The organism is Thiobacillus sp. (assembly GCA_024235835.1).
GTDB lineage: Bacteria > Pseudomonadota > Gammaproteobacteria > Burkholderiales > Thiobacillaceae > PFJX01.
The window spans coordinates 1,179,087-1,196,634 of sequence record JACKLQ010000002.1; the positions used below are offsets into that span (position 1 = coordinate 1,179,087).

Sequence of the window (17,548 nt, forward strand, 5' to 3'; positions counted from 1 at the left end):
CATGAAACCCGCAACCCTGACACTACTCGCCGGCATCGCCGTAACCAGTCTGGCCCGGGCCGGCGATCCGGATTCGATTGCCCACATCGAGGCTGCCCTCAAGGCGGCCTATCCCGCCACGAGCTTCCGGGACATCCGCCCGACGCCGCTGCCCGGCATCTACGAGGTCAGCATGGGCCGCAACCTGGCCTATGTGGGCAGCGATGCGCGGTATTTCCTGTTCGGCCACCTCTATGACATGCGGGAGCAGCGCGACCTGACGGCGGACCGCCTGGAGGCGGCCCGGCGCATCGACTTCGCCAGCCTGCCACTGGCGGATGCCATCACCATCGTGCGCGGCGACGGTGCCCGTGTGCTGGCCGTGTTCTCAGACCCGGACTGTCCCTACTGCCGCAGGCTGGAGCAGGAGTTGGCCCGGCTGGACAACGTCACGGTCCACACCTTCCTCTATCCCCTGGCGGAACTGCATCCCGAGGCGCGCCAGCGGGCCATCGCCGTCTGGTGCGCGCCGGACCGGGCTACCGCCTGGCAGGCCCTGATGGTGAACGGCAAGGCACCGCCATCCGCCGAGTGCGCCCACCCCATCGACCGGAACATCGCACTGGCCCGCAAGCTGGGCGTGGAGGGCACGCCCGCCCTGTTCGATGTCCGGGGCCAGCATCTGGCGGGGGCGGCCCCGGCGCAGCGCATCGAGGCCTTCCTGGCGGAGGGGGAACGGAAACCATCCACTGAAGGGATGCAGCCATGAAACGGGCCGTCCTGCTGCTGTTTCCCGCCCTGTCGGCCTGCGCCAACATGGCCGGCCTGGACGGCAAGAGCGAATTCGCCTGCAAGGCGCCGGATGGCGTGGTCTGCACTTCCGTTTCCGGCGTCTATGCCAATACTCTGGCCGGGACGCTGCCGGCCCGGCAGGCTGACCCCCCACAAGGCGTGGTGCCCGAATCGGCCGCCGAGAACCAGCCGAAGGGTCGGGTTGATACCCCCAGGCCTTACGGTGCGACGCCTCCCGCCAGCACCGCGCCGGCCGCCGGCACGCCCCTCTTGTCTCCGCCTCGGGTGCTGCGCCTGTGGATCGCCCCCTGGGTGGACGAGGATGGGGATCTGCATGACCAGGCCTACCTCTATGTGATGTGGCACCGGGGTGCGTGGCAGCTCGGTCATACCGAAGCTGACATCCGGCGGCAATTCGGGCCGATTACACCCATAGGCGCCGCCCCCGTGACCGCACCGGCCGGCGTCCGGATTCCCGACCCCGCAACTCATCGCGAGGCCACCCGCCAGGACGCCCGCGAAACGGTGCTGGATGCGACCCGCGTCCCCCGTCAGGCAGAGGACGATGAGCGCTGACGCCTTGTCCTTCCTGCGCAATCTCTGGCGGCCGGCGCGGACCGATTTCACCGATTCGGCCTACCTGCCCTCGACCCTGGCAGAGCCCTCGCCCATGCCCGTCTTCGACCGCTTGGCCGACTGGCTGCCTTATTCCGGCTGGCTGCCGGAGGAGCGGCTCTTCCTGCTGGAACGTCCGCCGGGATCACGCCGCAACGGCCAGGATCCGGTGGAGGCGGTGGGCTTCGTGCTGGCCCTGCATCCCCAGACCGGCGCCGATGCGCGCATGGCCTCGGTGCTCAAGTCCATCTTCAACGGCCTGCCCACCGGCGCGAGCCTGCAATTCCATCTCCTGGGCACGCCGGACATCCACGCCTTCCTCGACCGCTACCGGGGACTGCGCACGGTCGGCGGGCTCCACACCGAAGCCGCCCGGCGCCGGGCCGATCATCTGGCCCGGGCCGCAATCCATCCGCCTTTCCCGGGCCTGCCCTGGATGCCGCGCCACTTCCTGGCCGCCCTGTCGGTGACCCTGCCCGCCGAGGGCATGGCCGACCGGGATGCCATGGAAAGCGCCCAGACCCTGCGCGAGGCGCTGGCCACGGTGCTGAAGGGGGCCTACCTGTTCGCTGGGGAGTGGGGGCCGGACGAGCTGATCCACTGGTGCGCCCAGGTGCTGAACGCCAACCGGCTGCTGAAGGGCGAGGCCCAGCGCCCGGCCTACGACGACGGACGGCTGATCCGCGACCAGATCCTGGCCCTGGACACCCTCACCCGGGTCACCCGAGACGGCCTGGTGGTGGGCAGCCCCGCCGACAGCGCCGAAGCGGTGGTGCGCTGCCTGTCGGTGCGCAACTATCCCAAGGCCATGGAGCTGGCCGCCATGGGGGGACTGATCGGCGACTTCATCCAGGGCGCCCAGGCCTATTCCTGCCCCTTCCTCATCACCCTGGGGCTGCGCATCCCGGACTACGAATCCACCCGTTCCTTCGCCACCCTGAAGTCGGCCCGGGCCACCCAGGCGGCCCAGAGCAAGCTGGCCGCCTTCATGCCGGACTGGCAGGAGCAAAAGCTGGACTGGGACACGGCCATGGCCGCCTATTCCGAGGCCGGCGCCCTGGTGTACCTGTATCACCAGCTGACCCTCTTCTCCCTGCCGACTCACGCTGCCAGGGACGAACTTGCGGCGCGGGGGGTGTGGCGCGGCCTGGGCTTCGACCTGCAATCCGACACCTACCTCAACCTGCAAAGCCTGATGTTGGGCTTGCCCATGGCCTATATGCCCTCGCTCCAACAGGAGGCGAGGCGGGCGGGGCGGGAGAGCCTGAAGACCTCGGCCAACGCCATCCACCTCGCCCCTATCATCGGCGAATGGGCGGGCCTGGGGGAGCCGGTGATCGCCCTCTTCGGCCGGCGCGGCCAGGCACTGGGGGTGGACCTGTTCGCCAACCCATCCGGCAACTTCAACGCCTGCGTGGTGGGCACCTCGGGCTCGGGCAAGTCGGTGTTCATGAACGAACTGGCCCTGGGCTACCTGGGCACCGGCGCCCGGGTCTGGGTGATCGACGCTGGACGATCCTACGAGAACCTGTGCCGGCGCCTGGGCGGGCAGTACCTGGAGTTCACCCCCACCTCCGACCTGTCCCTGAATCCCTTCTCCCTGGTGACGGACCTGGACGAGGACATGGAAATGCTGAAGCCCGTCATCGCCCAGATGATCTCTCCCCAGGAGCCCCTGCCCCAGTACGAGATGTCCCAACTGGACATCGCCCTGCGTCAGGTCTGGTACCAGGCGAGTAGCCAGTCCCGGCTGCCCACCCTGACGGAACTGGCCGAGCACCTGAAGACCGCCTGCAAGGATGACGAGGGCAAGTGCGACGTGCGGGTGCGCAACATGGGCATCCAGCTCTTCCCCTACACCCAGGACGGCGCCCATGGCCGCTGGTTCGAGGGACCGGCCAATGTGCGCTTCGACGCCGACCTGGTGGTGCTGGAGCTGGACGAACTGGAGGCGAAGAAGGACCTGCAGGGGGTGATCCTGCTCCTGCTCATGTACCTCATCACCAACGAGATCACCCTCAACCGGGCCGACGGGCGGCGGAAGCTGGTCATCATCGACGAGGCCTGGAGCCTGATGATGGGCACCAGTGGCGGCTTCATCGAGGCGGGCTACCGGCGGGCGCGCAAGTACAACGGCGCCTTCGTCACCGGCACCCAGGGGGTGGACGACTACTACCGCAACGAGGCGGCCACGGCGGCACTCAACAACGCCGACTGGATGTTCATGCTGCGCCAGAAGCCTGAATCCCTGCTGGCCCTGGAGAAGAACAGCCGCCTGGCGGTGAGCGCGGGCCTGCGCTACCTGCTGGAGTCCCTGCACACCGAGGCGGGGGCCTATTCCGAGGTCTTCGTGCACAGCCCGGTGGGCCACGGCATCGGCCGCCTGGTGCTGGACCCCTATTCCCTCCTGCTGGCCTCCACCCGGGCCGAGGATTTCAATGCTGTCCGGGAGAAGACCGGCGCGGGGCTCACCGTGGACCAGGCCATCCGGGCGGTGCTGAAGGAACGGGGGCTGGCCCATGGCTGAGGACAAGGCGATGGTCCAGGAAGCCGTAACGGATGGGCCTCCGTTTGGAGACGGGAGCCCGGGCATCGGCTGGGGACTGGCCACTGCCCTGGCCTTCACCGTCAGCGCCGCGCTCATCGCCGGCTATCACTTCCTCCTGCCGCCCCCGGGTCCCCACTTCGGCCGGGTAGACCTGGCCAGCGTGGTGGCGGAAACCCAGCGCGGTTTCGCCGATCGGGTGGCCAAGGGGGAAACCCAGGCGGCCCTGGACGAAGCCGCCCGCGCCGGACAGGGCCTGAACCGAGCAGTACAACGCCTGGCTCGGGAATGCGATTGCGTCATCCTGGTGGCCGACGCCGTGGTGGCCGGCGCCAAGGATCTGACACCCCGACTCAGGGAGCTCCTCCATGCCACGGATTGAACGCCTGATCTTCGCCCTGCGGCCCAGGGTGGGCCTGAAGGCGTATGCCGGCCTGGTCTGGACCGCGATCCGGCGCCATCCCCTGGCCTGGGCCACCTTCGTCCTCGTCGCCTGCGCCGGCTTCGTCTTCAGCCACTACTACTGGCTGCGCTTCACCCTCACCGAGAGCATGCCCTGGCACCTGGTGCTGGTGGAGAAGGCTCTACCGGCGCCGGGCAGCCTGAAGCGGGGCGATTTGGTGGCCTGGCGTTGGCCGGGTGGGCTCATCTACCCGGAGGGGGCGGTGTTCCTGAAGGTGGTGAAGGGCCTGCCGGGGGACCGGGTGAGCGTCGTTGGCCGGGACTTCTTTGTCCACGGCGAGTACGTGGGCCGGGCCAAGGCGGTGTCCCGGCTGGGGCAAACGCTGACGGCCAACCAGCCCGGCGTGGTGCCGGCGGGACACTACTACCTGTACGCCCCCCACCGGGATTCCCTGGATTCCCGCTACGCGGCCACGGGCTACGTGGCCCATGAACGCATCCTGGGCAGGGCCTATGGCCTCTTCTGAGCGGTCGTTCCCGATCCGGGTGGCGTTCATTGCCTTGCTGCTCGCCGCGCCCGTGCACGCCCTGGACCTGGGCCGGGTGGGCCCGGTCTGGCCGGTCGCCGAGCCGGACCTGTTGGCCCTCATCCAGTCCCGGCTGGAGGCGAAGCAGAGAAGTGGCGAACTGGCCCGCATCCAGGCCGAGTTCGAGGCCCGTTCACGCCGGACCCTGGAATCGCCTGCGCCGGTGGCGGGCCTGGTCCGGACCCGCACGCCACGGAGTTTCCTGTTCGATCCCACGGTCACTGCTACGGAACCGGTACGCGACCACGAGGGCCGTGTGCTGGTGGAGGCCAGCACCCGGGTCAATCCCCTGGACTACGTCTCCCTGTCCCGGCCGCTCATCTTCTTTGACGCCCGCGACCAGGGTCAGGTCAGTGCCGCCCTGGCCCTGCGCCGGCGCCACCAGAGCCGGGCGCATCTGATCCTCACCGGCGGCAGCTACATCGACTTCATGCGGCGTCATGACATGCGCGTGTATTACGACCAGCAGGGCCTGTTGGTGCGTCGCCTTGGCATCCGCCAGGTGCCGGCCCTGGTGACCCAGGAGGGCCGGATGCTGCGCATCGACGAGCTGAAGGCGGGGGCGTGATGAACCGGCTTGGTTGGCTTCGCCGCATGACCCGTCTGCTGGCGGGTTGCATGCTGGCCATTCCCGCCTGGGCCGGCCCCACCTGTCCGGGCAAGTTTCCCAACCCCATCACGGATATCTGCTGGTCGTGCATGCTGCCAATGACCCTGGGGGGCGCGACGCTGTTCTCCATGGACCAGGAAGATAATGGCAACAACCCGGGGGACGCGATCTGCGGCTGCGCCAATCCACCCCGCATTGGCATCTCCATCGGATTCTGGGAGCCGGTGCGCATTGCCGAGGTGGTGCGCCATCCCTACTGTTTCCCCAGCCTGGGCGGCCTGTCCCTGGACCTGGGCATCCACGCCCCGGCCCACGGGCGCGGCAAGGGCACCCACGACTCGCACGGCTCCAGCTTCTACCAGGCCCACTGGTACACCTTCCCGGTGCTCACCCTGCTGGAGGTACTGCTGGAATCCGACTGCCTGGAGCCGGGTGGATTCGACATCGCCTACATCACCGAGGTGGACCCGTTGTGGAACGAGTCGGAGCTCACGTTCATTCTCAACCCGGACGTGGCCCTGTTCGCCAACCCCGCCGCCCAGGCGGTGTGCGCCGCCGACTGCGTGGCGGCCACGGCGGGCTTCCCCCTCTCCGAGCTGTACTGGTGCGCGGGCTGCCAGGGCTCCATGTACCCCCTCAACGGCAACGTGGCGGCCCATATCGGCGGCGTGCAGGCCTCCACCCTGATCGCCCAGCGCATGACCGCCAAGATGCATCGCGAGCTGCTGGTCTGGGGCGCGGCGGGAAATGCCGGCCAGTGCGGCTACTACCCCCAGCCGCTGATGGACAAGCGCAACTACAAGATGGCCATGCTCCATCCCGTGCCCCAGACCGAGAAGATCGACGGCAGGTGCTGCCAGCCCTACGGGCGGACCACGGCGATCTGGGGGGCGGGGAAGGAATTTCCCTACCGGGGCGAGGACTTCGCCTATCTGATTTACCGAAAGAGGAACTGCTGTGCGTCGGTGTTCTCTCCTGCCAGCCTGGCTCCTTAGCCTGGCCGCCTGGGGTGCGCCCCCGGGCCTGCCGGACGAGGCGGCGCTCCGGGCGGAGATGGCCCGACAGAAGGCGCGCGGCGAGCTGCTCCTGCGGCGAGCCGAGGAGAGTTTCCAAGCCGACCCAGGCCGACCGGTGCAGTCCGCACCGCAGGTGGTGATACCCACTGCGGGGGCCGATCCCCTGGCACTGGCGGAACGCTACCGGCAGGTGCAAGGTACAAGGGGCCAGGCGGAGACGGGGCCGGACCTGCTGGTCTTCGTCTCCTTCGCCATGCCCCGAGCCAGCCTGGAACGTCTGGCGGTGGAGGCATCCAGGGCAGATGCAGTGCTGGTCTTCCGCGGACCGAAGGACGGCTCGCTCAGGAAGACCCTGCAGGCCTTCGAGCCCCTGGCCCGGCGGGGCGCCAAGGCCATCCTCCACCCCGAGGCCTTCAGCCGCCACCGGGTGGAGGCGGTGCCGGTGTACCTGCTGGGCCGGGCCGGCGGCTGCGATGACGCCACATCCTGCACGGACGGTCTGCGCGTCAGCGGCGACGCGAGCCTGGATTTCGTCTTGGAACGCATGGCCCGGACGGACCATCCCCTTGCGGGAGCGGCGGAGGCACGCCTGGCACGATTGAGGGGGAAGCCATGAGGGCAGGATTTTTCCTCTGGGCCCTGCTGCTCACCGTCCCTCATGCCTGGGCGGACATGACCCCCGCCCAGGCCTTCGACGCGGGCAAGGCCTTCGGCCAGTCTCCCCAGGGTGCCGCTGCGGTGAAGGGAGCGATATCCGGCGCCGGCGCCACCGACAGCGTGCCCCACTACGGAACGAGCCACGCCCACTCCGCCCATTACGGCGGCGGCGAAGGCGACCCGCGCACGCCGGGCGGCGCCCGGGTGACCGAGTGCGCCACAGCCCTCTACGCCGATCCGAAACAGCAGGCAGAATGCGATGCCATCAACGACCTGGCCAATAACCGCGCGGCCCGGCCGCCCCTGGCCATCGTTCCCGCCGATCCCATCCTGGTCAGGGGCGCGGCCGTCAAGGCGGACCCCGCCAGCGTGGCCGGCGCCTTCGGCGGCACCTACGGGGCGTGCACCACCACCACCGTCACCCGGCCGGCGGTCTACGAGGAGGAGCTCTGCAACGAGTACAAGACGGTGGGCGAGGAGGTGTGCCAGAAGACCCTGTCGGTGACCGTCACGGTGAGTGAGACCTGCACCCCCGGCACCTGGTACGCAGTGGGCTCGGGCCTGTTCACCCTGGTCGACGCCTACTGCGAGCCGGACCGCATGGACGGCAAGCTCCAGCTGCGCTTCACGCCCAACGGACTGCATGGGGTATGCCAGTACGGCTATGTCACCGTTCCCAAGGCGCCGTTCCAAATCGTGACCGGCCAGGATTTCTGGTTCGAATGGATCTGCGACGAGTTTTACTGTCCCGGATACGTCAAGCACAACCTGTTGACCACAGCGATCAACCACTGGAAGGGTGCGTGCACCGTACCGGTGGACATCGGCTACGGGGTCGGCAGCCACGGCTGCACGGGTGGCACCTGCACCTACATCTTCGAGTACCAGGACTACCGCTGGGGGCACCACTGGGTGCTGCCCACCAACCCCTTCCCCGAAGCGAGGCGCATCGTCACGGAAGCGGACAGCTGGGACAACCCGTGCGTGCTGCTGGAGGCCAGGACTCAATGAGGCGGCTCCTGCGTCTGCTTCTGCCGCTGCTCGCCTGCTGCGTGCAGGTCGCCGTGCAGGCGGCCGAATGCCAGAAGCTCTCCGAGGTCTGCATCGACGGCCCGTCCACCAAGACCATCTCCGGCCATCCGGTCAATCGGGAATGCTGGCGCTTCGAGGCCCGCTACACCTGCCTCTCCGGTGCCCTGGACACCAGCGAATGCGACGCACTGCGCGCACGGGGCTGCGGCCAAATCTCCTCCACCTGCGTGGAGACCTCTGACACCGGCTGCTCCTACTACGAGAACCGCTTCCAGTGCGTGGTGACCCCGGCCGAGACCTCGACCGTGGCCGATTGCGGCACACAGACCTTCTGCCTGGACGGCAACTGTTTCGATGCCGGCCATGCCAACGATGCCGACTTTGCCCGGGTGGTGGCCTCCATGGAGGCGATGCGCGAGGCCGGCATGTACCTGGACGAGGGCGCGCTGACCTTGTTCAACGGCCGCGCCGGCACCTGTTCCCACAAGCTCTTCGGCCTGGTGAACTGCTGCAAGGCCAAGGCGGGCGGCGCGCCCACCAATGCCCAGGCGTTCAACGTGCTGGCCCAGGCCGCCGGTACCGGCTACGACTACGCCCGTTCCACCTACATGTACGACGCCCTGTTCAACAGCGATGCGGCGGACTGGGTGATGAAGGGACTCTACGGCTCGGACGCCGGCCTGTCGCTGAATCCCAGCTTCAGCTACTACGGCTTCACCGGCACCTTCAACGCCGCCTCGCTGTCCTCCACCGCCGTTACCCTGCTGGATACGGGCAACTTCGTGGTGGCCTTCGACCCGGTGAGCTTCGCCGTGGGTATCGCCATCCAGTTCGTGATGGACGCGCTGCTGTCCTGCGACGAGTCCGACCAGATGGTGGCCATGCGCAAGTCAAACCGGCTGTGCACCTACCTGGGCAGTTACTGCTCCAAGAAGTTTCTGGGGGCGTGTCTGAGCAAGCGGGAGAGCTACTGCTGCTTCAACTCCCGGCTCGCCCGCATCATCAACGAACAGGGCCGCGGCCAGATCGGCAAGGGCTTCGGCAGCGCCAAGGCGCCCGATTGCACGGGCTTCACACCGGAGCAACTGCAGGCCCTGGACTTCGGGCAAATGGACCTCTCCGAGTTCTACGCCGAGATCCAGGCCACCCCCCTAGACACCGCCGCCATCCAGACCGCCATCGAGAACCGGATCGTCAGCGATCCCACCCGCGGCTACTACCCGGCAAACCCATGAAACGCTCCACACCAACTTTGCTACTGGCGCTGCTCCTGATGCTGTCGCCCTTGGCATCCGCCCGCGGTCCGGGGGCCTCTGGCGAACTCGCCCCGCTCATGGAGACTGCCAGGGTCGAGGGCCGGGCCTCCGGCACCCTGAGCGGCGTGGGAATCGACGAGCCGGTCGAGGTGACCGTGCAACGTCTCTACCAGCTGCGGGATGCAGGCTGCGCGCGGATCCGGGTCTCCCTCGACCAGCGTGGCGTGATGCTCCCCGGCGAGACCCACCCCAGGGACCGGCATGCGGAGTTCGCCATGAACTGGTGCGAGAGCGGAAGGCCCCCCGCCTCCGGGGAGGGCACCCGGCCTGCGGAAGGCGAAGGCCGGCGATGATGTCCATCGTCATGAGATGGAGCCTCGTCTGCCTGCTGTCGGCGGTGTCCGCCGGCGCCTGGGCGCAGGAAAGTAACGACACCGCTCTCTGGTGGGAGCGTTCCATCTGGACTGATCCGGATCGCACCTACCAGTGGTATCCACCGGATTCGCCACCAGAGCAGGACATCCACTCGCCCCCAGCAAGGCCCGAACCCCGGGACATCCGCGAGCTGAAGACCGTCCGGGCGATCCGCGAGGAACTGGAACGGCTCAAGGACGTGGCGGTGATGACTCCCACGCCCGAGAACGTGCACCGTTTCCTGGACGCCCAGCAGTTCGTCATGGAGAAGGGCGCCGTGTTCGCCGACGTGGCTCGCCGGGTGGTCTGGGCCAGTCCCGAGCTCGATTACAGCCTGCGCAGGCCCACCCACAACGCCGCCATCCAGACCTGGAAGGTCCGAAACCAGGCCGATGAGGTGGAAGCGGTGGCGGCGGCCATGCGCAGCCATGGGCTCTACTTCTTCCTGCGCGGTGACTGTCCCTACTGCCACCAGCTGGCGCCGGTGCTCAAGTATCTGGAATCGGCCTACGGGATGGAGGTCTTCCCGATCAGCCTGGATGGGGGCGGGCTGCCCGGCTATCCCACGCCCAGGCCGGACAACGGCATTGCCCGGCTGCTTGGGGTATCAACCGTGCCCGCCCTGTATCTGATGCCCCGTGACGCCACCACCGGCAACGTGCCCATCCCCCTGGGCCAGGGGATGCTCTCGGCGGACGAGATCGTCCAGCGCATTTACGTGCTGACCCGCACCCGGCCGGGGGACAGCTTTTGAGGAGTAGGCCATGACCCGTCTTCCCATCCCGCGACTGAACCGGATCACCGTCGTCTGCCTGCTGACCTTGGGGCTGGCAGCCCCCGCCGCCACCGGCGGCGGCCTGGAGGACTTCTACGACTCGGTCTCCGCCTACAACAACGTCACCGGTCCGGCGGCCTACGAGGGTCAGACCATGAACCTCTACACCGGCGGCAGCCTGTTCCTGCGCACCCCCAGCCGCAACTACCAGCTGCTCTCGGCGGCCGCGCCCAGCCTGCGCGGCGGCTGCGGCGGCATCGACGCCTTCGCCGGGGCCTTCTCCTTCATCAACGTGGACCAGTTCGTGGCCATGCTGCGCAACATCGGCCAGAACGCCCTGGGGTTGTTCTTCATGACCGCGCTCCAGTCCATGGCACCGGACATCATGGAGGCCATCAAGTACCTCAACAAGATCGCCCAGGACGTCAATGCCATGGGCATCAACTCCTGCGAGGCGGCCAAGGGCCTGATGGCGGCCAGCGGCGTTGAGAAGTGGATGGAGGCCAACAAGGTGAACACCGGTCTGGGCGCGGCCGCCGCTGGTCTCTACGACGACTGGTCCCAGGTGCGCACCAAGATGTTCGGGGACAGCAACCAGGTGGCCGCCAAGGCAGATGCTTTGAAAGCCACCGACCAGGAGTTGGCCTTGAAGTACATCGAGGGCAACTTGGTGTGGAAGGCCCTCAGCCGGGGCAGCCTGCCCGGCTACCTCAACGAAAAGGAGCGGCGCATGGTCATGTCCGCCCTGGGAGCGGTGGTGGTGCGGAAGCATGACGACGGCACCCCGGACCCGGGCTTCTACGAGCCGGTGATCAGCTTCAAACGCCTGCTGGGCAACGTGGACGGCAGCGACGCCAACACCAAGCCCCAAATCTTTACCTGCAACGATGGCACCGGCGCCGACGAGTGCACGGTGCTGGGCACGGAAGCCTTCGAGAGCGAACCTTTCTCCAAACTGGCCTATGACCACATGCTCGCCATCTACGAGAAGATCCGCGACCGGGGCCCGGCCCTGAATGCCGGCGAGATCGACTTCATCAACGCCACCAGCGTGCCGGTTTACAAGATCCTGGCCAGTGCCGCCTCGCTGCCCACGGAGTCGGTGGCCCATGAGCAGATCGTCAAGAACGCCGACGTGATCGGCGCGGAGCTGGCCGCCACCTTCATGCTCAAGGCCCTGGACGAGGTGGAGAAGGCCCTGGAAACCCGCTCCAAGGTGGCTACCGAGGCGGAGGCACGGGAGCTGCGCATCCTCATCGACAAGGCCCGGGACTGGCGCCGCAACGTCTACAGCGAGAAGTCCGTGCTCACCGCCAAGGCCGCCGGCATCTACAACCTGATGGCGGAGATCCAGTTCTTGGAGAAATCCCTGTTCGGCAACCTCTCCGACAGCGTGGCCGCCAATCTGCGCTTCGCCCACGCCCTGCGCAAGATGAAGTGAGGCATCGGGGATGTGGGAGGTCTACGCCTACTGGAACGCCGAGCAACTGGAGGCCATCTTCAACGGCGTGGCCGCCATCTCCGGCGCCGGCGCCTACGCAACACTCACCTTCACCCTGGTCCTGCTGGGCTTCATCGTGGTCATGGGCACGGCCGTGGCCCGGTTGCGGGCGGAGGAGCCCATGGTCTGGATCTTCTTCCTCACCTTCTTCTACGGCGTGCTGTTCCTGCCCAAGGACGACGTGGTCATCGTGGACCGCACCGCCGTGGCCGGCGCCCCCCGGGTGGTGGCCAACGTGCCCCTGGGCCTGGCCTTCTTCGCCCATGCCACCAGCAAGGTGGGGGACTGGCTCACCCGCAGTTTCGAGACGGTGTTCGCCCTGCCCCAGGAGGTGCGCTTCACCGGCAACGGCATGCTGTTCGGCAGCCGCATCATTCGGGGTGCCATGGCCTCCCACCTGCTGGACGTGGGCTTCAACAACGACCTCATGGAGTACGTGAAGACCTGCGTCGCCCCGGACCTGCTCACCGGCTACAAGAGCCTGGAAACCCTCATGAAGACCGAGGACATCTGGGGCGAGATGGGCGACACCAACCCCGCCCGGGCGGTGTGGATCGACGGCGGCACCATGACCTGTCCGGACGGCTACACGAACCTGAACACCCGGCTGCCCGCCGCCCTACAGGCTGCCCACCTTAACATGGCGCGGCTGATCAACCCCGAGGCGGCGACCACCGCCGCACCGGCCGTCCTCAACGGGCTCCTGGCCGCCCAGATCCCGGCCGCGGCCGACGTGCTGATGCGGGTGGCCACCGCCAACTCCGTGGACTTCGTGCGCCAGGCCATCATGGTCAACTTCTGGCGGGACGCGCCGGGGTCCCTGGCCGCTGCTGTGGAGAACACCTCGGCAGCGCAACTGGCCATCGCCCAGAGCCAGGCCCAGGCCTCGGCCAACTCGGCCTACCTGACCATGGCGGCGGTGGCCGAAGGGGCGCTGCCCAAGATCCGCAACGTCGTGCAGATCATCGTCATCGCCATCTTCCCCATCGTGCTGATCCTGGTGCTGATGGCCGGCCACAAGGGCGGCATCGTACTCAAGTCCTACGTCATGGCCATGGTGTGGATCGAGCTGTGGCCAGTGCTGTACGCGGTGACCTCCTACGTCGCCCACCTGGCCGCCGCGCCAGGGGTGTCGGCGGGTCTCATCGGCGGCCTGGCCGGCGTGCCGGCGGGACCGGGGCTGAGCCTGCTCAACAGCATCAACATCGAGGACACCCTGCTTCGCGATGAGGCGGTGGCCGGGATGTTCTCCCTCCTCATCCCGGTGATGGCCTACGCCATCCTCAAGGGCGGCGAGGTGGCCATGTCGGGCCTGGCCAGCCAGCTCATGGCCCCGGCCACCAGCGCTGCCCAGAAGGCCGGCGGCGAGGCGGGACTGGGCAACCTGGCCATGGGCAACGTGCGTTACGACACCTTCGCGGCCCGCACCTCGATGGCCAACAGCTGGAGCACCCGGCCGAGCATCGACAGCGGGGCCGCGGGTGGCTACCGGCACACCGACCCCAGCCTGCGCGAGGCCACCAAGGCCACCGGGTCGGTGCGCCAGGACGCCGACACCCTCGCCGCCGGCACGCCCGTCGTCCAGGCCACCCCCACCAGCCTGGGCGGGGTGCTGTCCGCGAGCGCCGGCACCGGCGCGGCGAGTACTAGCCGCAGCGAACATGGCGCCACGGCCGGCCAGGTCTACGGGGGCAGCATCACGAAGGCTGATGCCAGCCACTACAGCGAGTCGGCCAGCGCCCGCTTCATGCGCGAGCTGACCCAGGCGGTGAACCGGGATTGGCAGACCCGGTCCGGATATGGCCAGACCTGGGGCGCCGGCAGCCAAGGGCAGGCCGGCGCGGAAATGAGGGCGGAAGAACTGACGCGGCAAGCGGAACGGGGACAGGTGACCAGCCGGGCCGGGTTCGATGCCCAGGCCGGCACGGTGGGCAGCCAAAGCCAGACCCACAACCCCAACCTGGTACCCAAGCCCGGCAGTACCTTGCCAGCCCAGGGCGTGCCGGCTGGACTTCAGCCCGAACCGGTCACATCAGTGGGCACCCGAGGGGCCTTCGGGCCCAGGGCGGGGATCGGCATCGACGCAGCGGGCGTGGCGGAGCTGGCCTACACGGCGGCCATCGGAGCCAACAATCGATTCGGCCTCAATCGGGAGCAGGCGGCCGAGGTGCTGCGCCAGGCTTCCCGCTCGATTTCGGCCCAGTCGGGCGACCGTGGCGTGAAAGCGGCGGCCGAGGATTTCACCGCCCGCCTGGACCGGGGCTTCACGGTGCAGGAGGCACGCAGCATGGAAGCGGGTTTGCGGGACGCGGCATCGGAGTCGCGGGAACGCTCCCTATCCGCCCAGGACCAGTCCCGCCACGACCTGGACACCTGGGTGCAGGCCTACGCGGCCAGCCAGGGCATCAGCCCTGCCGCCCTGGCAGATATCCGCCAGACCGACCCCGCCCGCTTCCGCGCCCTGGTGAACGAGGCCCATACCGCCTGGACCGCAAGTGGGGAGGGTTCGGCCCACCTCACCCAGGACGGCGCCATCGGCGCTCCGCGTGCGCCGGATGAAGTCTTCGGTCAGGGGGTCGGGGATCGCAATCGGTTGCTGACCGAGGGGGGGTCCGAACTGGATACCCGGCACGCCGCCCATGGGCAATATGTGCGGGGACGGCAACCGGCATCGCCCGGATCCGCTCCAGATCTCAAACCCACCATTGCCCGGGTGAGCGCCGATGAACAGGCGGCCTTCAGGCAGTACCAGTCCAGCGAGGCGGGGCAGAAATACCAAGCCGGCGTCGCCATTCTGGCCAGCCAGGCGGTGAAGGATGAACACGGTCCCCTGGCGCCGTTGCGAACCGCCCTGAGTATCCTGGCCCCCAAGAGCCCGGAGGAAGTGATGGAGCGCATCCATCATCTGTCGGCCGCCGATCCCACTGTCCGCGCCCAGATCGAGCACCTGGGGGCCACACAGCAGCCAAGCGCGCGTCAGATCAAGGGTGTGGCCGAATACATCGAGGCCCGGGCAGCAGCCACGGAACGGTAATCACCCTTCAGTGGCCATGCCGCCAGGCGTTGTTGACCGAGGTGGCATAGGTGGGATTCCAGTAGGGATCCTCCTCCTGGCCGGCTTCATCCCGTCCGCCGGGCCACCCGTCAGCCGATGCGGCATCGCCTTGCGCCGTAGCTTCCTTATCAGGGCCACTCACCCGACCGACAGCACGCAGCGTTCCGGTGTCAGGAAGGAGCCGGCGAACGAGCCAGCCCAGGACGAAGCCCCCGGCCACAAGCCAGACGAGTGCCGTCCACACCGCATCGGCAACGCCATCGATATAACCGTGAGGGCCCAGACCATTGAACACATAGAAGGCCACCAGGGCGATCCATACCAGGGCGACCAGGCTGGCCACGGTAATCGGTTTGAAGGTCATGATCTCAATTCCTCGTATTACTACTGTCGGGTGCGCTCGAAGATGGCGACACGGGCACCCGCACCCTCATCGTTGACCATCTGAATCAGCCGCCAGCCCTGTCCGTAGAACGCCTCCAGGGAATGCTGGCCATGTTTGCCGCAGTTCATCAAGGTCTCGGTCAGCACGAGGGGCTTTTCCTTGGGCTGGCGCAGCATGTCCTGGAGGGAGAGCTTACAGGCGGCGACCTCGACTTGGGTCTGATCTGCCCAGGCCGAGGACATCGCAAGGACACCCATGCCCATCGCAATCGTCACGAAAAATCGAAGCACTAGTTCCTCCTTGTTCCGCGCCTGGCTTCGCAGACCTCGCCCTTAGGCGGTTATTGTGTCCCGCCCCCCCCTGAAGACTGTACTCCGGTGATAAGCCATGTACTGACGGTGTCGGTCTGTCAGCCCATCCAGCCGCATGTCCAGATGGACGCCCAGCAGCCGCATATGGTCCAGGTTCAGCTCCGAGCATGGCACCATCGTCCCATCATCCAGAAACGTAATCCACCCCCCGTCGAACAATGCATCCAACTGGGGAGCCAGCAGGAGGCCATTGAACACATCCAACCGTTCCTCATCGTTCTCGCAGGCGGCCCAAGGTTTGATGTGGGAAGCCCGCAGCAGGGGCGTCAGTTCCAGACCGGTCATGGCACAGCGTCCCTGCCAGTAATCTACAAGGGCATCGCGAAACAGGTTTTGACCCACGCGCTGAATGACGAGGCGCTCAGCCTCAGTGCTCTTCGGCAAGTCAACGGTAGCCTTGGCGAAGCGCTCCGCCACCCTGTTCGGCAGACTACGCGCCAGGGCAGCGAAGCGGCCCAGGATGCGATGGAAGGACTCGAAATCAGGACAGTGGATCTGCCAGCCGGGGCCGGCGGGCGACTTGAGCATCTTCAAGCCTTCGTCCCGCGCCATGGCAGCGGCGAGCGTCGGGTCATCCGCCGACAGAGCGATAGCGCCATCTTTATGCTGAAAAAGGCGCGCCTCAATGGGATGCTGGGTGGAGCGGCCGACCAGCCAATCGCCTTCCATGGTCGGCGTCAGGTCGAAACCGTGGTCGTTCAGGGCCTTTTCCAGGCGGGCGCGGTCCAGGGGAGACATGGGCATCACCAACTACACCGAATCATCAACCAGCTGTTCGTATCCCTTGCACATGGAGTCGAACAAGTCCCGCACCTTGGCATTGGACCAGACAAAGAGGCGCTGGATGTCGGGCAGACCGATGCGTCCAAGGCCAATGTCGTGGATGAGGCCACCGAGGGTGTAGTGGACTTCCTTGAAGAGGGTGTCGGTCATATCAATGACTGGTGTGATTTAAACGATTCCATGTCAGCGCATGGCGCCGCCAATGGGTTTGCATCTGCTGGGTAAAATCCGAACGGACGAGTTTTGCACGTTGCATCAGCCACTTCTCGTCCTCGCGACGGATGACCAAGCCCTCTAGGGGACCATCCCGAAATGCGCTTCCCCGGGTGGAAATCCAGGTCAGTAGCGTATCCAGATCGAACCTACCTTCCGCCAGGCGGGGCACAGTCGTCAGGCCCAAGTCTACCGCCCAGGCATCTCGCCGGGCGGTGCTCCAGAAACGTTCCGCCCGTCGGTCGTAAACATCGAACAGCAACCACCAGTCCGGCAGACCCGTGTAATCCAGGGAGTGACGGGCGGCGCACCATTCGCCGAATGCCATCAAATCCCTTCCCAGGGCATCGAACAACACCTCTTCTCGTGATTCGAGCCAATCGTTTAGGCGGGAAAACTGACCGGCATGGGGGGTGTGCAGATATTGGCCGCGATTCTGGGTGCGCAATATTCCTTCGGGCGAAACCGAAAAACCAAGGTTAGCCCCGTCCAGCTTCTCCTCCACTACCACAGGCCCCGATAGCAGGTCCTCGGCCTCCGCACTGCTTAACACCTTATCG

The 17,548-nt window shown here is 67.1% G+C and carries 19 protein-coding genes; 14 read left to right on the forward strand and 5 right to left on the reverse strand.

The window, feature by feature from the left end; genetic code table 11:
* The first annotated feature begins 1 nt into the window (after position 1).
* From H6935_13920 to H6935_13985, 14 genes are all read left to right on the forward strand, one after another.
* Positions 2-748, forward strand: a complete 747-nt coding sequence (locus H6935_13920; protein ID MCP5279433.1) for a DsbC family protein — start codon at positions 2-4, stop codon at positions 746-748.
* Positions 745-1,347, forward strand: coding sequence for a type IV conjugative transfer system lipoprotein TraV (traV, locus tag H6935_13925; GenBank protein MCP5279434.1), 603 nt, complete (start codon positions 745-747; stop codon positions 1,345-1,347). Before H6935_13920 ends, traV begins: the two co-directional genes overlap by 4 nt.
* Positions 1,337-3,913, forward strand: coding sequence for a type IV secretion system protein TraC (gene traC, locus H6935_13930; GenBank protein ID MCP5279435.1), 2,577 nt, complete (start codon positions 1,337-1,339; stop codon positions 3,911-3,913). Before traV ends, traC begins: the two co-directional genes overlap by 11 nt.
* Complete coding sequence (locus H6935_13935; protein MCP5279436.1) at positions 3,906-4,313, forward strand: TrbI F-type domain-containing protein; 408 nt, start codon at positions 3,906-3,908, stop codon at positions 4,311-4,313. The genes traC and H6935_13935 overlap by 8 nt, the downstream gene beginning before the upstream one ends.
* Complete coding sequence (locus H6935_13940) at positions 4,300-4,860, forward strand: S26 family signal peptidase (GenBank protein ID MCP5279437.1); 561 nt, start codon at positions 4,300-4,302, stop codon at positions 4,858-4,860. Before H6935_13935 ends, H6935_13940 begins: the two co-directional genes overlap by 14 nt.
* Complete coding sequence (gene traW, locus H6935_13945; GenBank protein ID MCP5279438.1) at positions 4,847-5,488, forward strand: type-F conjugative transfer system protein TraW; 642 nt, start codon at positions 4,847-4,849, stop codon at positions 5,486-5,488. The genes H6935_13940 and traW overlap by 14 nt, the downstream gene beginning before the upstream one ends.
* Entirely contained in the window at positions 5,488-6,525 is a 1,038-nt protein-coding gene (locus H6935_13950) for a TraU family protein (GenBank protein ID MCP5279439.1), read from the forward strand. The genes traW and H6935_13950 overlap by 1 nt, the downstream gene beginning before the upstream one ends.
* A complete protein-coding gene (trbC, locus tag H6935_13955) occupies positions 6,488-7,162 on the forward strand; it encodes a type-F conjugative transfer system pilin assembly protein TrbC (GenBank protein ID MCP5279440.1) in 675 nt (224 codons plus the stop codon). Before H6935_13950 ends, trbC begins: the two co-directional genes overlap by 38 nt.
* Positions 7,159-8,214 (forward strand): hypothetical protein, encoded by a 1,056-nt coding sequence (locus H6935_13960; GenBank protein MCP5279441.1) that lies wholly within the window; start codon positions 7,159-7,161, stop codon positions 8,212-8,214. Before trbC ends, H6935_13960 begins: the two co-directional genes overlap by 4 nt.
* Entirely contained in the window at positions 8,211-9,470 is a 1,260-nt protein-coding gene (locus H6935_13965; GenBank protein ID MCP5279442.1) for a conjugal transfer protein TraN, read from the forward strand. The genes H6935_13960 and H6935_13965 overlap by 4 nt, the downstream gene beginning before the upstream one ends.
* Before the next feature lie 98 nt (positions 9,471-9,568).
* Entirely contained in the window at positions 9,569-9,844 is a 276-nt protein-coding gene (locus tag H6935_13970) for a hypothetical protein (GenBank protein MCP5279443.1), read from the forward strand.
* Between the two features lie 11 nt (positions 9,845-9,855).
* Positions 9,856-10,659 (forward strand): conjugal transfer protein TraF, encoded by an 804-nt coding sequence (traF, locus tag H6935_13975; protein MCP5279444.1) that lies wholly within the window; start codon positions 9,856-9,858, stop codon positions 10,657-10,659.
* Positions 10,660-10,669: 10 nt separating this feature from the next.
* Positions 10,670-12,121 carry a conjugal transfer protein TraH gene (locus H6935_13980; protein MCP5279445.1) on the forward strand — a complete coding sequence of 484 codons (1,452 nt, stop codon included), beginning with the start codon at positions 10,670-10,672 and terminating at the stop codon, positions 12,119-12,121.
* Between the two features lie 10 nt (positions 12,122-12,131).
* Positions 12,132-15,215, forward strand: coding sequence for a conjugal transfer protein TraG N-terminal domain-containing protein (locus H6935_13985; protein ID MCP5279446.1), 3,084 nt, complete (start codon positions 12,132-12,134; stop codon positions 15,213-15,215).
* A 7-nt stretch (positions 15,216-15,222) separates the two neighbouring features.
* Here H6935_13985 and H6935_13990 read toward each other — a convergent pair whose 3' ends face one another.
* From H6935_13990 to H6935_14010, 5 genes are all read right to left on the reverse strand, one after another.
* Positions 15,223-15,600: a hypothetical protein gene (locus H6935_13990; GenBank protein MCP5279447.1), complete on the reverse strand. Its 378-nt coding sequence runs from the start codon at positions 15,598-15,600 to the stop codon at positions 15,223-15,225.
* Between the two features lie 20 nt (positions 15,601-15,620).
* A complete protein-coding gene (locus H6935_13995) occupies positions 15,621-15,878 on the reverse strand; it encodes a hypothetical protein (protein ID MCP5279448.1) in 258 nt (85 codons plus the stop codon).
* A gap of 75 nt (positions 15,879-15,953) precedes the next feature.
* Positions 15,954-16,730, reverse strand: coding sequence for an HNH endonuclease (locus tag H6935_14000; GenBank protein MCP5279449.1), 777 nt, complete (start codon positions 16,728-16,730; stop codon positions 15,954-15,956).
* Positions 16,731-16,742: 12 nt separating this feature from the next.
* The gene (locus H6935_14005; GenBank protein MCP5279450.1) at positions 16,743-16,925 is read right to left on the reverse strand and encodes a hypothetical protein; all 183 of its coding nucleotides are present in this window, start codon (positions 16,923-16,925) and stop codon (positions 16,743-16,745) included.
* A gap of 1 nt (position 16,926) precedes the next feature.
* Positions 16,927-17,541 carry an RNA ligase family protein gene (locus H6935_14010; GenBank protein ID MCP5279451.1) on the reverse strand — a complete coding sequence of 205 codons (615 nt, stop codon included), beginning with the start codon at positions 17,539-17,541 and terminating at the stop codon, positions 16,927-16,929.
* Positions 17,542-17,548 lie beyond the last annotated feature (7 nt).

Bases quoted from the DNA above. Each gene is read 5' to 3' on its own strand.
- H6935_13920 (MCP5279433.1), top strand. From the start codon at position 2: ATGAAACCCGCAACCCTGACACTACTCGCCGGCATCGCCGTAACCAGT.
- traV (MCP5279434.1), top strand. From the start codon at position 745: ATGAAACGGGCCGTCCTGCTGCTGTTTCCCGCCCTGTCGGCCTGCGCC.
- traC (MCP5279435.1), top strand. From the start codon at position 1,337: ATGAGCGCTGACGCCTTGTCCTTCCTGCGCAATCTCTGGCGGCCGGCG.
- H6935_13935 (MCP5279436.1), top strand. From the start codon at position 3,906: ATGGCTGAGGACAAGGCGATGGTCCAGGAAGCCGTAACGGATGGGCCT.
- H6935_13940 (MCP5279437.1), top strand. From the start codon at position 4,300: ATGCCACGGATTGAACGCCTGATCTTCGCCCTGCGGCCCAGGGTGGGC.
- traW (MCP5279438.1), top strand. From the start codon at position 4,847: ATGGCCTCTTCTGAGCGGTCGTTCCCGATCCGGGTGGCGTTCATTGCC.
- H6935_13950 (MCP5279439.1), top strand. From the start codon at position 5,488: ATGAACCGGCTTGGTTGGCTTCGCCGCATGACCCGTCTGCTGGCGGGT.
- H6935_13960 (MCP5279441.1), top strand. From the start codon at position 7,159: ATGAGGGCAGGATTTTTCCTCTGGGCCCTGCTGCTCACCGTCCCTCAT.
- H6935_13965 (MCP5279442.1), top strand. From the start codon at position 8,211: ATGAGGCGGCTCCTGCGTCTGCTTCTGCCGCTGCTCGCCTGCTGCGTG.
- H6935_13970 (MCP5279443.1), top strand. From the start codon at position 9,569: ATGGAGACTGCCAGGGTCGAGGGCCGGGCCTCCGGCACCCTGAGCGGC.
- traF (MCP5279444.1), top strand. From the start codon at position 9,856: ATGAGATGGAGCCTCGTCTGCCTGCTGTCGGCGGTGTCCGCCGGCGCC.
- H6935_13980 (MCP5279445.1), top strand. From the start codon at position 10,670: ATGACCCGTCTTCCCATCCCGCGACTGAACCGGATCACCGTCGTCTGC.
- H6935_13985 (MCP5279446.1), top strand. From the start codon at position 12,132: ATGTGGGAGGTCTACGCCTACTGGAACGCCGAGCAACTGGAGGCCATC.
- H6935_13990 (MCP5279447.1), bottom strand. From the start codon at position 15,600: ATGACCTTCAAACCGATTACCGTGGCCAGCCTGGTCGCCCTGGTATGG.
- H6935_13995 (MCP5279448.1), bottom strand. From the start codon at position 15,878: ATGGGTGTCCTTGCGATGTCCTCGGCCTGGGCAGATCAGACCCAAGTC.
- H6935_14000 (MCP5279449.1), bottom strand. From the start codon at position 16,730: ATGTCTCCCCTGGACCGCGCCCGCCTGGAAAAGGCCCTGAACGACCAC.
- H6935_14005 (MCP5279450.1), bottom strand. From the start codon at position 16,925: ATGACCGACACCCTCTTCAAGGAAGTCCACTACACCCTCGGTGGCCTC.